Source organism: Streptomyces winkii (assembly GCF_032248595.1).
Classification (GTDB): Bacteria; Actinomycetota; Actinomycetes; order Streptomycetales; family Streptomycetaceae; genus Streptomyces; species Streptomyces winkii.
The window spans coordinates 76,209-91,237 of record NZ_JASTTH010000011.1 but is presented as its reverse complement, the minus strand read 5'-3'; the positions used below and the strand labels follow the sequence as shown (position 1 = coordinate 91,237).

The following is a 15,029-nucleotide window of genomic DNA, read 5'->3' as shown; positions in this document are numbered from 1 at the left end:
TCACCGTCGTCCAACTCGCAAGGGCGCAAGGCATTTTGGCGCGAGGCGACGGATCGTCACCCCCGTCGGCAAACGTACGGGACCGCCGATTCACCATTACGAAGGGGCGCGCGGCGCGTACGAGCGCCGAAAAGAGTCACTCGAACCGCGGGAGTGGCGCTCATATTTGATACTGCACCCTCTCGGCTGCTGATATCCCGCTCCCGCTCTTGTCATTGCTTTTCCGGACCAGGGACCCTTTTCCAGAGGCCGAGAGGACACTTCGCTTCACCTCAGGGCTGCCGGCACCCTGACGTCACGCGGCGCGCACAGCTCGTCTTCGCAGCTGAACTCCCTTGGCGACCAGGCCTGTTGGCCACGTGCGTCTGGATCGCGACGATCATCCGGCCGTACCGACGACGAGAAATCACGCCTCTCGGCTCCGACCCGTCCGATCCGATGAAGCAGGCGATACAGCGACGCCGTCCGGAGTCAGTCAGCACCCGGTCAACGATCCCCAAGAACGACGGGACCCCGCACATGAAGACCGTACTGAAAAAGAGCAGTCTCAGCGCCGCCGCCGGTATGGCGCTCTGCTTCGCACTTCTGCCCGCACAACAGGCCCACGCGACGGCGTTCGTCCCTTGCAACGACATTCAGGCGCTCAAGGACGCCATCACGGATTCCAACACGACCGGGGAGCGCATCAATCTCGCCGCCGGGTGCACGTACACGCTCACCGCGGCGGACAACGACCAGAACGGCCTCCCGGTCATCACCGGCAACGTCCGCATCTCCTCGCAGGGAGCCACCATCCGGCGCTCCCCCGCCGCCACCGACGAGTTCCGCATCTTCCAAGTCGACGGCAGCGGCAGCCTCAGCCTGACCTCCGTCACCGTCTCGGGCGGACGGCTCGGTACCGCGACGGACGACTCGGGCGCCGGCATCCTGAACGAAGGCTCGACCACCCTCACCAGTGCCACCGTGAGCGACAACAGGGCGGGCTTCGGCGGAGGCGGCATCCACAACGACGGAGGCCAGCTCAGCCTGACCAGGACCGTCATCGAGAACAACCGGGCCACGAACGGAGATCTCGGCGGCGGCATCTGGAACGACGCAGCCACACTGACGATGTCCGGCGGGGCCCTGCGCAACAACATCTCGGATTCCGACGGCGCCGGCCTCGAGAACTGGCCCCAGAGCACCGCGACCATCTCGGGCGCCACCGTCAGCGGGAACACCAGCACCCAGGGCAACGGCGGCGGCATCGACAACGACAGCGTGTCCACGCTGAACCTCACCTCCACCACCGTCAGCGGCAACCGGGCGACGGGGGGAGGCGGCCTCAGGAACCGCAGCAGTACAGCGGCCCTCGTAGGCGGCCAGGTCACCGGCAACACCGCGACCGGCGGCCCGGGAAGCGGCGGCGGAATCCTCCAGCAGGGGACCGGCGGGGTGAGCCTCAACGGCACCGTCGTCGCGAACAACACCCCCGACAACTGCGCCCCCGACGGCGTCATCGTCGGCTGCACCAACCCCACGGCCACGACGTCGACGGGGCGCACGCCCCAACCGGAATCCCCCGGGACGAAGGGACACCACCTGAACAAGCAGCTGCGTCACGCCCACGCCTCATAGCGGGAGCGTACGAGCGCCGGACGTCCGGCCGGTACGAGAAGGCGGCGTCGTCGTTCGGCGAGCAACAGAGCAACACCGAAGGGGCCCTTGGGAGTTCGCCTCCCAAGGGCCCCTTCCCGCTCAGCCGGGCACGGTGCACAGTGCACGGTGCCCTACTTGAACAGGCTGTCCGCCCAGCGGATGAAGTAGTAGGGCCCGTAGATCAAGCCCAGCACGAGGACGGCGAGCCCGGCCGTCAGCACGATGACCGTGATCTTCCATCCCCGTGACATGCCCATCCCTCCCCGCCTCCCCCAAGTCCCATTGTGTGGGAGGGACTTGAGGCCCGGAAACGGGATTTCGGCCCGCCCGCCGCCCGGGTCCCGGATGCCGGGGACTGGCGAGCCTCCCGGCACACCAGCACACGCTTCGTGCGTGGACGATTGATGCGTGGACGATGAGTTCGAGCGGTCGGACGGGTCTGCCCCTGCATGACTCGAATCATCGCTGACATCTCGGTCTCTCTCGACGGCTTCGTCACCGGGCCCGATGCCGGCCCGGACAGCGGTCTGGGCACCGGCGGCGAGGCCCTGCACACCTGGGCGTTCTCCGACGATCCCGACGACCGCCGGGTCCTGCGCGAGGCGACCGCCCGCTCGGGCGCCGTCGTCCTCGGCCGCCGGCTCTTCGACGTGGTCGACGGCCCGCACGGCTGGGACGACAAGACCGGCTACGGCGCCGGCGAGGTCGGCAAGCCCGCGTTCGTCGTCGTGACGAGCTCACGACCGGAGTCCGTACGGCTCACCGACCTCGACTGGACGTTCGTCACCACCGGCATGGCCGACGCCGTCGAGGCCGCGCGCGAGCGCGCCGAGGCCGCGTCGTCGAGGAGCGGCAAGGACCTCGACGTCGTCCTCATGGGCGGCGGCGCCACGATCGGCTCGGCACTCGCCGCGGGCCTGGTCGACTCCCTGTCGCTGCACCTCTCACCCGTCGTCCTGGGCTCGGGGACACCACTGTCCACCGGCGGAACACAGCGCACCCTGGTGCAGCGGGACGTGACGCCGACCTCGACGGCGACGCACGTGACCTACGACGTCATGTGACGACGTCCCGTCCGCCCCCTCCCACCGCCGGAGCGCGAGCCGGCCCGTCGCCGCCGCGCCGCTCCGCGAGGCTCCCCGGACAGAACGCCGCGATCGCGACCCCGCTCGGCGTGGCAGCACCGGCACGGCGCGGCCCCCGTCCGATGATCGGCGAGGAAGGTGGGCTGCGATGAGCGATTCAGGAACGGATCCGACGGAGCGGGGCCAGGACGGCGGAGACAGACTCGCCCCGATCAAGTTGAGCGTCAACGGTCAGGTGCGGCAGCTTGAGGTGGACCCGCGCACCTCGCTGCTGGATGCCCTCCGGGAGCATCTGCGGCTGAGCGGGACCAAGAAGGGCTGCGATCACGGACAGTGCGGCGCCTGCACGGTGCTGATCAACGGCCGGCGCGTCTACTCCTGTCTGACGCTCGCCGTGATGCACGAGGACGACGAGATCGTCACGGTCGAGGGCCTCGACGGGGTCAAGGGCCTGCACCCCATGCAGCGGGCCTTCGTCGAACACGACGGCTTCCAGTGCGGCTACTGCACGCCCGGCCAGATCTGTTCGGCCGTCGGCATGCTCTCCGAGGTGGAGGCGGGCTGGCCCAGCCACGCGACCGCTGACGTGGCGTCATCGCGGATCGAGTTGAGCGACGAGGAGATCCGGGAGCGCATGAGCGGCAACATCTGCCGGTGCGCGGCGTATCCGAACATCGTCGCGGCCATCCGCGACGGCGCACAGGGAGGTCCGGCATGAGGTCCTTCACGTACGAGAGAGCGATGACCGCGCAGGCCGCCGTCGACGCGATGTCCAGGACGGACGCGATGTTCATCAGCGGCGGCACCAATCTCCTCGACCTGATGAAGCTCGACATCGAGAAGCCCGGCCATCTCGTCGACATCAGCCGGCTTCCGCTGCGGGACATCGAGGACCTCCCCGACGGCGGGCTGCGCATCGGCGCCCAGACCGCGAACTCCGACCTTGCCGCCCACAGTCACGTGCGAACCCGCTACCCCCTGCTGTCGCAGGCGCTGGTCGCCGGCGCCTCGGGGCAGCTGCGCAACAAGGCGTCCACCGGCGGAAATTTGTTGCAGCGCACCCGCTGCCCGTACTTCTACGACACCGCCGCGGACTGCAACAAGCGGGATCCCGGCTCGGGATGCGCGGCGATCGGTGGCTTCAACCGGATCCACGCGATCCTCGGCACCAGCCACTCCTGCATCGCCACCCACCCCTCGGACATGGCCGTCGCGCTGGCCGCGCTGGCCGCGGAGATCGAACTGCTCGACGCCGAGCAGGCGGTACGCCGCGTGCCGGTCACGGACTTCCACCGGCTGCCGGGCGACACACCGCACATCGAGACGGTGCTGCGGCCGGGCGAGATGATCACCGGCGTGCTCCTGCCCGCGCCCCCTCCGGGCCGGCAGATCTACCGCAAGGTGCGCGACCGGGCGTCGTACGAGTTCGCGCTGGTCTCCGTAGCGGCCGTCCTCTCGACCGAGGACGGGACGATCGGCCAGGCGCGGGTGGCCTTCGGCGGCGTGGCCCACAAGCCGTGGCGATCCGTCGAGGCGGAGGACGCGCTGACGGGCCGTCCCGCCACGATGGCCACCTACCGCGCAGCAGCCGAGGCAGCCATGCAGAACGCGGTGGGACAGGGGCAGAACGACTTCAAGATCGAACTGGCCAGGCGCACGCTGATCCGGACGCTTGCGCAAGCGGCCCAGGCAGGCTGAGGAGACGCAGATGATCGGGCAGGCTCTCAACCGCGTCGACGGCCCGTTGAAGGTCGCCGGCCGCGCCACCTACGCCTACGAGCACTGGGTGGAGGCCCCACCGCTGTACGGATTCATCGTCGGCGCCACCATCGGCAAGGGCCGGATCGCGCGGATCGACACCGACCACGCCGAGAACGCCCCCGGCGTCCGCATGGTGATGACCCATCACAATGCCCCGGCCCAGGGGCCGCGCGACGAGTCCATCGCGGTCGAGTACTGGCGCGCCAAACCGGCTCTGGCCGGGCCGGAGATCCACCACTACGGCGAGCCGGTGGCGCTGGTCGTCGCCGCCACCTTCGAACAGGCCCGGGCGGCCGCCGAGTTGGTCGACGTGGAGTACGCCGCCGAGCCAGGACGGTTCGACTTCGCCGCGCACATGGACGACGCGTACGCCCCGGCGGTGGTCGGCCCCGGTATCCCTGCCGATACCACCGTCGGTGACTTCGACGCGGGGTTCGACGGCTCGGCGGTGAAGATCGATCAGCGCTACACGACGCCGTACGAGCTGTCCATGCCGATGGAGCCACACGCGTGCCTGGTCGAGCCGCAAGGGGAGGACCTGACCGTCTACGTCAGCTCCCAGATCGTCGACGCGGCGCATGCCTCGCTCGCCGCCACCCTCGACATCGACCCCGCGCGCGTCCACATCGTCGCCCCCTACATCGGCGGGGGATTCGGGTCCAAGCTGAACATCCATGCGGAGACGATCCTGGCGGCGATGGCCGCTCGCGCACTGGACCGGCCCGTCAAGGTGGCGTTGACGCGGCAGCAGGTCTTCCACCTCACCGGCCTGCGCCCCACATCCAGCCAGCGGGTCCGGCTGGGCGCGGCGCGAGACGGGCGGCTGGCGGCGATCGCCCACGACGTCACCATGCACACGAGGCCCGACAGGGAATTCGGGGAGCCGACGGCCGCCCCTACCCGCAGCCTCTACGCCGCGCCCAGCCGCTCCACGACCCACCGCCTGGTGCCGCTCGATCTGCCGCAGGGGGAGGACGTCCGCGCTCCCGGCGAGGCCCCGGGGCTGCTCGCGATGGAGTCCGCGATGGACGAGCTGGCCCACGCGCTGGAGATGGACCCCGTCGAGCTGCGCATCCGCAACGAGCCCAGCGTCGACCCCGAGCGGAACGTGCCCTTCAGCGAACGGCGCCTCGTCGAGTGCCTCCGCGAAGGGGCGCGCCGATTCGGCTGGGAGCGTCGCCCCACCAAGCCAGCGAGCGTCCGCGATGGCCGGTGGCTGGTCGGCTACGGCATGGCCGCCGCCATCCGCGGACACTTCCAGGGGCCGACGGCGGTGCGCGTACGGATGGAGGCCGATGGGACCGTCGTGGTGCAGTCGGACATGACCGACCTCGGCACCGGCACATACACCGTCCTCACCCAGGTCGCAGCGGAAGCGCTCGGACTGACGCCGGATCAGGTGCGGGTCGAACTCGGGCACTCCGAATTCCCCGCCAGCTGGGGCTCCGGCGGCTCGTGGGGTGCCTCCAACTCGTGCACCGCGCTCTACCGCGCGTGCCACGCCCTGCGAGAGAAGCTGCTGTCGACGGCCCTCGGCGACACGCGGTCCCCGCTGCACCTCCTGGACCCGGCAGGCGCGTCGTTCTCCGACGGCGACCTCAACGTCGCCGGCAGATCCGAGCCCATGAGCGAGATCGTCGCGCGCAACCATCCCGACGGCATGGAGGCGGACGGCGAGATCCCCTTCATGGCCGACGATCCGAACTACACCGACTACTCGATCCACACCTACGGCGCCCACTTCGCAGAGGTGGGCGTCGACGCCGACACCGCCGAGATCCGGCTGCGCCGGATGCTGGGCGTGTTCTCGGTGGGCCAGGTCCTCAACGCCAAGACGGTCCGCTCGCAACTGCTCGGCGGCATGATCTGGGGCGTCGGCGCGGCCCTGGAGGAAGACGCCTTCATGGACCCCCGGACCGGTGCCTTCGCCACCCGGGACCTCGCGCAGTACCTGGTACCGGTGCACGCCGACATCCCCGACATCGACGTCACTGTGCTCGACGGGTACGACGACAAGGCCAACGTCCTGGGCTCGAAAGGTGCCGGGGAACTGGGCATCTGCGGGGCCGGCGCGGCGGTCGCGAACGCGGTCTTCAACGCCACCGGCACGCGTGTACGCGACTTCCCCATCACGCTCGAAAAGCTGCTGCCCGGCCTGCCTCCGATGGAGGCGTGAGCCGGGGAGACTTCCCCGGCCGGAGCCGGAGTTCACTTCCGGTCCGAGGCTAGGGCGTTTCGTTCCCGTCACCGGCGGACCAGAGGAATGGGGGCCTGTCCGAGTGGTCCGGTCCTCCCCATCTCGCCAGGTGCTCGTCGATCCGTGCCATCAGTGCGTCGGCTCGCTTGTTCAGCTCGTCAGCGAGTGGAACGTCGTTGTCGCAGTCAGGCTCCGGCTCCTCCACTGGGGGCATGCCCATCCTTCGTCCTCACCTGTCAAGAGCCTTGTCCGTCTTGACTTCTATGTACGTCAAGAGTCATGCATCGGACGTATCGTCATAGGGGTCACAGCTTTACGGCGAGATCCGTAAACAGGGAAGTGAACTCATGGCCAACGACCTTGATTCCGCGTCATCCATGGCCGCGCTGTTCGGGGCACGTCTGCGCCGTCTGCGAACGCAAGCAGGGCTGACACAAGCGGAACTGGGCCGGGGCCTTCACGTCGTGGGCGCGCGCATCGCGCAGATCGAGCGCGCGACGGGGCACAAGCCGACGGCCGGGTTCGCGCGGCTGCTGGACGAAAAGCTCGGCACGGACGACCTGTTCACGGATCTGTGGCCGCACGTATCCCGCGAGGCGTTTCCGGACTGGTCACGGCGCTACACGAAGCTGTCCGATCAGGCGACAGCGAAGCGTCAGTACGCCGCGCATGTCGTCCCTGGCCTTCTCCAGACCGAGGACTACGCGCGAGCACTGCTCCAGGTCGGCCGAACACTGACGACACAGGAGCAACTCGACGAGCGTCTGGCCGCGCGAATGAGCCGTCACAGTCTGCTGGACGATCCCGGCGGACTCGATCTGTGGGTGGTGCTGGACGAGTCGGTTCTGCGGCGCGCCATCGGCGGCAAGGCTGTCGTGCGCGCACAATTCACGCGGCTGCTCGAAAAGGTGCAAGGGCAGCATGTGACGGTTCAGGTACTGCCGTTCAGCAGCGGAGAGCACGCGGCGCTGGGAGGGTCGCTGACGCTGCTCACCCTCCCGGACGGTTCGGACGTGGCGTACACCGAAGGCGCCGAGACGGGGCAGCTGGTCGAGGAGCCAGAGGACGTCAGGACGTACTCCGCAACCTATGAACGCCTGAGGGCACTCGCTTTCCCGCCAAGGCAGTCAGCTGAGTTGATCCGAGCTGCGATGCAGGAAATCGACAGTGACTCAGGCATCCCGCCCCGATCTGAGCGCCGCCGTCTGGCGAAAGTCCAGCTACAGCAATCAAGAGGCGGGCAGCTGCGTCGAGTTGGCGTTGGCGGACGGATTTCCCACCGCCTGCCGTAGGTGGGCAGAAGGACCCCCGCTGACCGTGCTCGCCTCACACCGAACGCCGGCTTCCTGAGGGCCGGCACCGACGAGGACGAGGATGACGAACCCGGCGCAGCTCCGGCTGCCTGCGACCAAAGCAAAGGCTCCTTGGAGTAGCCAAGGAGCCTTTGACCTGTGCGCGCTCGGCAGGATTCGAACCTGCAACCTTCTGATCCGTAGTCAGATGCTCTATCCGTTAAGCTACGAGCGCTTGTGAGCGGGCTGTTGATCAACCCTGCGATGTTGCGGGAACAACAGTACATGAACGGCGGCCGGAGGCGAAATCCGTTAGCCGTACCCGTGCTGACCTGCGAAAAGGCTCGCTCAGGGGGCTCGGTGATCATGCCCGCGGCAGGGCCCGTACGAGACACGAAACCCCGGCTGCGAGAGCCGGGGTTTCGGCGATCCTGGAGATCGGATGCGATCTCGGGAGATCGGAAGCGGAGGCTGAGGGATTTGAACCCTCGATGGGGGGTTATCCCCAAACCGCATTAGCAGTGCGGCGCCATAGACCAGACTAGGCGAAGCCTCCAGGCACTTCCGCCTCGGGACGAAGCGGCGCGTGCTGATGATGGCACAGCCTCGCGGGCTGTCTCCAATCGCCCCTACCGTACTCGCTCCCCGCGCCGCCGGGCAAAGCGATTCGCGGCACCCGACCGCCGATGACCGGGAACGATCCGCGCGTTGACCGTACGGCCGGACGACGGCGCGGAGGCGGACGTGATAGAGGACGCCGATCCTCCTCCCCCACGGGCAGTGCGCGACAGGCAGGCGACGGGATGCGGAGCGCGGCGCGGGCCCCGTGTGGCAGGGGCAGCGGCCCCCTTGCCCCTCTCTTGTGCACTCCGCACAGCACTGGCCGCGTATTCGGCCCCTGGCCGTAGACTCCCCTCTGGTGGCATGCCCGGGGTCAGCGGCACACTGGCAGCCGTGACCGGACGCAGAGGACCGGGCGACCGGTCACCGGCACCGTGTTAGCAGGGAGGAAATTCCGTCGTGAGCAGCAGGCCATCCCGAGGCGCTGCTCGTCTCGCCGCCATACTCGACGCGCTGCCTGACGCGTTGCTGCTGGTCAACTGCAACGGCACGGTGGTGAACGCCAACACCATCGCGCTCGAGGCATTCGAGGCCCCCGGCACCGCACTGGTGGGACGAGGGCTGCTCGATCTGCTGCCCGAGTTCGACGCGAAGCGGATTCCGGGGTCGATGCGCAGGCCGGACGAGGCCGCCGCCGAGCTCGAGCAGCGCCAGCGCCCGACCCGCATGGTCGCGAGGCGCACCGACGGCAGCGAGTTCAACGTCGAGGTCACCAGCGCGAACCTGGAGGACGGGCGTACGCCCTACGCCTCCGCCTTCGAGGCGGCGTTCGCGGATCACGGCCCCGGCAGCGGCAACTCCTACACGGGCGACGAACTGCTGATGCTCGTCGTACGGGATCTCACGGGCACGCTCGACACCGAGGCCGAACTCGCCCGCCAGCAGCGGCAGACGGAGATGATCCTGCGCGCCGCGTCCGAGGGCGTCATCGGTGTGGACACCGAGGGGCTGATCGTCCTCGTCAACCCGGCGGCGGCGCAGATCCTCGGCTACCGCGCCGGCGACCTCGGCGGGCAGGAGCTGCATTCGCTGCTGCTGCACTCGCGTCCGGACGGCAGCCAGCTCCCGTACGAGGAGACCACTCTCAGCGACACCCTCAAATCGGGGCGCAAGCACAGAGTGCGCGCAGGCACCGTGCTGTGGGCGAAGGACGGGCAGGCGGTGCCCGTGGACATCACGACGGCGCCGGTGCGCGACGGCGAGCAGCTGGTCGGCGCCGTGGTGACCTTCAGCGACCGCCGCGCGCAGGAGTCGCTGGCCGCGCGCCACGAGCAGCTGCTGGCCGTACTCCAGGACTCGCTGCGGGGGCCGCTGGACCAGCTGCGGGACGAGCTGTCCGGGCTGGCCGCCGACCCCGCGGGGCAGCTGTGGCCCGAGGCCAACCAGATCCTGCACCACCTGGCGGCGGGCTACGCGCGGATGACGACGCTCGTGGACAACGTGCTCGGCTATCAGCGCCTCGACGCGGGCCGCGAGAAGCTGCGGCGCGAGATGACCTCGCTGGACTCGGTCGTGGCCAACGGCGTCGAGGGCGCGGTGGAGCTGATCGGGCCGGGGCGCGCGCAGTTCGCCGTGCACGCGCCGCCGATCGAGGCGGAGGTCGACGGCGAGCGGCTGACGACGGCGCTGGCGCACCTCATCGCGGACGTGGCCGGCGTGGACGCGACGGGCAACAGCCTCGTCGTCAATCCCGGCGTCGACACGACGATCGTGGTCGCGGCGGCGCAGCGAGGTGACGTCGTACGTATCGAGGTGCGCGGGCCGTACGGCGGCGGGGACCCCGTCCATCTGCCGATCGTCCGCGGCACCGTCGAGAAGCACGGCGGCGTGGTGCAGACGCACGAGGTGCCGGGCGCGGGCGGCAGCGCGTACGTGCTCGAAGTGCCACTCAAGGCGGACAGCGCGGGCGGCGACGCCGGGAGCCCGGGTGCCGCGGCCGGCGAGGGCGCGAACGCTCAGCGAGGACGCGAAGGGCGCGAGAACGAGACGACCGTGATGCCGGTGCCCGCACAGCCCGTGCGCGGCACGGAGGCTCCGGAAGGGGCGCAGGCCGGGGCAGCGGGGGCCTGGACGGGCACGGGCGACCTCTCGGGCGCGGTGCCGGCAGCGGGCATCCCGGATCAGTTCCAGGCGCGGCACGCACAGGGGCAACAGCAGCAGCCGGACGGGACGCAGGAGGGGCAGGCCGCGCCCACGGGGCGCCGCCGCGGCCGTCCCAGTCCGGCCGAGGCACAGCAGGACCCGCAGCAGGCACAACAGGCACAGCAGGCCGCCGTCGGGCAGGCCGACGGTTCACCGGAACTGCCTCCTGCCAGCGGTGACGTTTCGGCGGGCGCGGATGCGGCTGGTCCGACGGTGCCGCAGCAGGCGGGCGCGGGGCGAAGGTCGCGGCGCGCGCTCGCGTCCCCGGCGCAGACCGGTACGGACGGCGCCGGCGGGCAGGGCCAGGTCGCGGCCGAACAGGCCCCGCCCGCACAGCAGTTGCCCGCACAGCAGTTGCCCGCACAGCAGCAGCCGGGCACGGGCCGCCGGGGCCGCCGCCCCGTACAGGCACAGCCCGGAGCTGCACAGCCCGAGCCCGCCGCACAGCCCGCCACGGCGCAGCAGGCGCAGCCCGCACAGGGCGACGAGGCCGGCGGCGCGGCGCCCGGCGGCCGCAGGGCGCGCAGGCTCGCGCGGTCGCAGTCGGAGAGCGAAGGGGGCCCGCAGGGCGTCCAGTTCGCGGCCCCGCCCGGCCAGCCGCAGCCCGGCAACGCACCGCAGGCCGCCCAGAACGGCGCGAGTCCCGCGAGCACGGCGAACGCCCCCGCGGCCGCCCCCGGAACCGTGACCGGCGAGGCCGTCGCGCCCGCGCAGCAGAACGGCGCCCAGCCGCAGCCGGTTCCCGCCCAGCAGGTACCGGCCCAGCAGGGTGCGCCGCAGCCCGTCCACAGCGACGGGCAGACGCCGCCGGAGCAGCCCGCCGAGCCGCAGCCCGCGGCCGAGGCCGCCACTCAGGACGCCGAGCAGGAACCCGAGGCGCAGGCGGTGGAGCACACGGTGGTGGCCGCGAGCCCCATCCTCGGCGGCGGCCCGCTGCCGCAGAACCTGCCGCAGCCGCGCGGGCTGCCGATGCCGGGAGCTCCGACGGCCGAGGAGCAGGCCTCGTACGAGACAGGGCATCACCGCGTGCAGACGCTCGGCCAGGGCGTTCCGCTCACGCCGGGAATGGCGGAGCGGCCCAACAGCCCCCAGTCGTACGGCCATTCGGCCACTCACGCGCCGACGCCCTCGCCCCGTCAGGCCCATGCGCCCGCGCCGGCGACGGCCATACCGTCCACTCCGTCGACGCCCCCCGGCTCCGGCAAGCGCCGCAAGCTGGCGGCGCCGGCTCAGGGCGGCGGGCAGCAGGGCCGGCCCGGCGGACAGCAGGCGCACGGCCGTACCGCACGGGCACCGGGGCACGGCGGGGCCGGAAGCGCGCCTCCGGCCCGCGAGTTCACCATCGGAGCGCCGGCGGCAGGCACGGCCGAGGGCCCGGAGCCGCTGGACGGCCCGAACAGCCCGGTCGAGATGAGCGACGGGCGCGGCGTGCCCGTGCCTCCGCAGGCCGTCGACGACGAGCTGCCGCCCGAGCCCCTGGACAACCCGCGCCGGCTGCTGGTGTGGCCGGAGCCGGACGCCGCGACGCAGCAGGCCCTCTCCGAGCAGGGCTACCGGCCCGTCATCGTGCACTCGCGCGAGGAGGTCGACGCGCAGATCGCGGCGTATCCGGCCGCCCTCTTCGTGGACCCGCTCACCGGCCCGATCACGCGCACCGCGCTCCAGTCGCTGCGTACGGCGGCGGTCGCGGCCGAAGTGCCCGTGATGGTCACCTCGGGTCTGGGGCAGGCGACACGTGAGGCGGCGTACGGCGCCGACCCGGCCGTCCTCCTCAAGGCCCTGGCCCCGCGCGACAGCGAGCAGCACCCGCCGCGCGTACTGCTCGTCGAGGAGCGGCCGCCGATCGCGGGCGCGCTGGCGGCGGGCCTGGAGCGGCGCGGCATCCAGGTCGCGCACGCGCAGACGGACGAGGTCGCGGTGAACGTCGCGGCGCAGATGCGGCCCAACCTCGTGGTGATGGACGTGATGCAGGTACGGTCCCGCCGGGCCGGCATCATCGACTGGCTGCGGGTGAACGGGCTGCTCAGCCGCACCCCGTTCGTCATCTACACCTCGACCGACATGAACCCGGCGGACCTGCCGCGGCTGGCCACGGGCGAGACGGTGCTCTTCCTCGCGGAGCGGTCGACGAGTCCCGAGGTGCAGCGGCGCATCGTGGACCTGCTGACGAAGATCGGCACGAACTGAGAGACCCCGACGGCCGCGTGATCTCCGCGCGTTGATCGTTTCCGGCGACCGCCGGGAGGGGGCGTCCGTCGTCCGCCGGCCGTCTCTCCCGTACGACTCTCCCGGCTGGTGCCGGGAGGCGCGTGCGTCGTTACCGGTCGTCGGCGCAGCAAGCTGCGCCTTCTCCCTTTACGCAGTCTCCGCCGTACGACTTCCCTCTGGACTGGCTCGGGGCGTGCCCCGCGCATCTTGCTCTCGGGGCTGCCGAAAGGGCGGAAGGCGTGAAGGAAGGAGGTGCAGCGAAGCTGTGCCGACGACCGGCGACGACCGCACGGGGGAACCCCGGCACGAGCCGGGAGAGCCCCCGAGCCTGGGGAACCCCCGGCGGCAGCCGGCACCGCACAGGGGCATCCCGGCGGCGGCCGAAGTCCCGCCGTCCCGGCGGGACTTCACAGCCGCGTGACGTCCAGCTCTCCCGCCGCGTACTGCCCGCGCAGCACCTTCTTGTCGAACTTGCCCACGCTCGTCTTCGGCACGGCCGGGATGATCGCCCACCGCTCCGGCAGCTGCCAGCGCGCGATGCGCTGCGCGAGGAAGGCCCGCAGATCCTCGTAACCGACCCCGTCCGCGCCCTCCTTGAGGACGACCGTGGCCAGCGGGCGCTCGCCCCACTTCTCGTCCGGGACCGCCACGACCGCCGCCTCGGCGACGGCCTCGTGTGCCATGAGGGCGTTCTCCAGCTCGACGGAGGAGATCCATTCGCCGCCGGACTTGATGACGTCCTTGGCGCGGTCGGTGAGCGTCAGATAGCCGTTCGGGGTGATGACGCCGACGTCGCCCGTACGCAGCCAGCCGTCGGGGCTGAACTTGTCCTCGGGGCGCAGGGGTTCGCCAGCGGCGCCGCCGTAGTAGGCCTGCGCGATCCACGGGCCCCGCACCTCCAGCTCGCCCGGCGACTCCCCGTCCCACGGCGCGAAGGTGCCGTCCGGCGCGGCCAGCCTGGCCTCGACGGAGGCGGGGAAGCGGCCCTGGCTGATGCGGTACGGCCACTCGTCCTCGGCGCTCAGCCCGGCCGGGGGATGGGCGAAGCTGCCCAGCGGCGAGGTCTCCGTCATGCCCCACGCGTGGCAGACCCGCACCCCGTGCCGCTCCTCGAAGGCCCGCATCATCGCGGGCGGACACGCGGAGCCGCCTATGGTGACCAGGCGCAGGGACGATATGTCGCGCGGCTTCTCCGCCAGTTCGTCCAGCAGCCCCTGCCAGATGGTGGGCACGGCCGCCGCGTACGTGGGCCGCTCGGACTCGATCATCTCGGCGAGCGGGCCCGGTTGCAGGAAGCGGTCGGGCATCAGCATGTTCACGCCGGTCATGAAGGTCGCGTGCGGCAGTCCCCAGGCGTTGACGTGGAACATCGGCACGACGGGCAGCGCGGTGTCCGCGTCGGTCAGGCCCATCGACTGCGTCATGTTGACCTGCATGCTGTGCAGGTACATCGAGCGGTGCGAGAAGGCGACGCCCTTCGGGTCGCCGGTGGTGCCGGAGGTGTAGCACATGGCCGCGGCGTCCCGCTCGTTCAGCTCGGGCCAGTCGTACGTGGTGGGGCGGCCGTCGAGCAGCTGCTCGTAGTCGTGTACAGCCTGGGGGCAGCCGTCGAGCACCGAGGTGTCGCCGGGGCCCACGACGACGACGTGCTCGACCGGCTCCAGGGACGGCAGCAGCGGGGCGAGCAGCGGCAGCAGCGAGCCGTTGACCACGATCACGCGGTCCGCGGCGTGGTTGATGATCCACACCAGCTGGTCGGTGGGGAGCCGGAGGTTGAGGGTGTGGAGTATCGCCCCCATCGAGGGGACGGCGAAGTAGGCCTCGACGTGCTCGGCGTTGTTCCACATCAGGGTGCCGACGCGGTCGTCGCGCTCGACGCGCAGCTCGTCTCGGAGCGCGTGGGCGAACCGGGCCGCGCGCTCACCCGTCTTCCCGAAGCTCTGCCTCCGCGGCTCTCCTTCACCGGTCCACGTCGTGATCTGCGACTCGGCATGAACGGTCGAACCGTGACGCAGGATGCGCGAAACGAGCAGCGGTACGTCCTGCATGGTGCTCTGCATCGGGGAAGCCTCCCGGGGCCGGTTA

The 15,029-nt window shown here is 70.9% G+C and carries 8 protein-coding genes, 2 tRNA genes and 1 pseudogene; 8 read left to right on the top strand and 3 right to left on the bottom strand.

The window, feature by feature from the left end; translation table 11 throughout:
* The first annotated feature begins 519 nt into the window (after positions 1-519).
* The 7 genes and pseudogenes from QQM67_RS28395 to QQM67_RS28365 form a co-directional block, all read left to right on the top strand.
* The gene (locus QQM67_RS28395; RefSeq protein ID WP_314177893.1) at positions 520-1,617 is read left to right on the top strand and encodes a right-handed parallel beta-helix repeat-containing protein; all 1,098 of its coding nucleotides are present in this window, start codon (positions 520-522) and stop codon (positions 1,615-1,617) included.
* Between the two features lie 470 nt (positions 1,618-2,087).
* Complete coding sequence (locus QQM67_RS28390) at positions 2,088-2,702, top strand: dihydrofolate reductase family protein (protein WP_314177891.1); 615 nt, start codon at positions 2,088-2,090, stop codon at positions 2,700-2,702.
* 169 nt (positions 2,703-2,871) lie between these two features.
* The gene (locus QQM67_RS28385) at positions 2,872-3,441 is read left to right on the top strand and encodes a 2Fe-2S iron-sulfur cluster-binding protein (protein ID WP_314177889.1); all 570 of its coding nucleotides are present in this window, start codon (positions 2,872-2,874) and stop codon (positions 3,439-3,441) included.
* Positions 3,438-4,421 carry an FAD binding domain-containing protein gene (locus QQM67_RS28380; protein ID WP_314177887.1) on the top strand — a complete coding sequence of 328 codons (984 nt, stop codon included), beginning with the start codon at positions 3,438-3,440 and terminating at the stop codon, positions 4,419-4,421. Before QQM67_RS28385 ends, QQM67_RS28380 begins: the two co-directional genes overlap by 4 nt.
* 10 nt (positions 4,422-4,431) lie before the next feature.
* A complete protein-coding gene (locus QQM67_RS28375) occupies positions 4,432-6,660 on the top strand; it encodes a xanthine dehydrogenase family protein molybdopterin-binding subunit (RefSeq protein ID WP_314177885.1) in 2,229 nt (742 codons plus the stop codon).
* A gap of 398 nt (positions 6,661-7,058) precedes the next feature.
* On the top strand, positions 7,059-7,973 hold the full coding sequence (locus tag QQM67_RS28370) for a helix-turn-helix domain-containing protein (RefSeq protein WP_399067868.1): 915 nt from the start codon (positions 7,059-7,061) through the stop codon (positions 7,971-7,973).
* Positions 7,924-8,031, top strand: a pseudogene (locus QQM67_RS28365) (hypothetical protein); the annotation flags it as partial. The gene QQM67_RS28370 and the pseudogene QQM67_RS28365, both read left to right, overlap by 50 nt.
* A 104-nt stretch (positions 8,032-8,135) precedes the next feature.
* On the opposite strand, the gene QQM67_RS28360 reads toward QQM67_RS28365, so the two are convergent.
* Positions 8,136-8,208 (bottom strand) — tRNA-Arg (locus tag QQM67_RS28360).
* A gap of 230 nt (positions 8,209-8,438) precedes the next feature.
* Positions 8,439-8,529: transfer RNA gene (locus QQM67_RS28355), tRNA-Ser, on the bottom strand.
* Positions 8,530-8,993: 464 nt separating this feature from the next.
* Here QQM67_RS28355 and QQM67_RS28350 point away from each other — a divergent pair.
* The gene (locus tag QQM67_RS28350; RefSeq protein ID WP_314177882.1) at positions 8,994-12,923 is read left to right on the top strand and encodes a response regulator; all 3,930 of its coding nucleotides are present in this window, start codon (positions 8,994-8,996) and stop codon (positions 12,921-12,923) included.
* 428 nt (positions 12,924-13,351) lie between these two features.
* On the opposite strand, the gene QQM67_RS28345 is transcribed toward QQM67_RS28350, so the two are convergent.
* Entirely contained in the window at positions 13,352-15,004 is a 1,653-nt protein-coding gene (locus tag QQM67_RS28345) for a long-chain fatty acid--CoA ligase (protein ID WP_314177878.1), read from the bottom strand.
* Between the last annotated feature and the right edge of the window lie 25 nt (positions 15,005-15,029).

Bases quoted from the DNA above. Each gene is read 5' to 3' on its own strand.
- QQM67_RS28395 (WP_314177893.1), top strand. From the start codon at position 520: ATGAAGACCGTACTGAAAAAGAGCAGTCTCAGCGCCGCCGCCGGTATG.
- QQM67_RS28390 (WP_314177891.1), top strand. From the start codon at position 2,088: ATGACTCGAATCATCGCTGACATCTCGGTCTCTCTCGACGGCTTCGTC.
- QQM67_RS28385 (WP_314177889.1), top strand. From the start codon at position 2,872: ATGAGCGATTCAGGAACGGATCCGACGGAGCGGGGCCAGGACGGCGGA.
- QQM67_RS28380 (WP_314177887.1), top strand. From the start codon at position 3,438: ATGAGGTCCTTCACGTACGAGAGAGCGATGACCGCGCAGGCCGCCGTC.
- QQM67_RS28375 (WP_314177885.1), top strand. From the start codon at position 4,432: ATGATCGGGCAGGCTCTCAACCGCGTCGACGGCCCGTTGAAGGTCGCC.
- QQM67_RS28370 (WP_399067868.1), top strand. From the start codon at position 7,059: ATGGCCGCGCTGTTCGGGGCACGTCTGCGCCGTCTGCGAACGCAAGCA.
- QQM67_RS28345 (WP_314177878.1), bottom strand. From the start codon at position 15,004: ATGCAGAGCACCATGCAGGACGTACCGCTGCTCGTTTCGCGCATCCTG.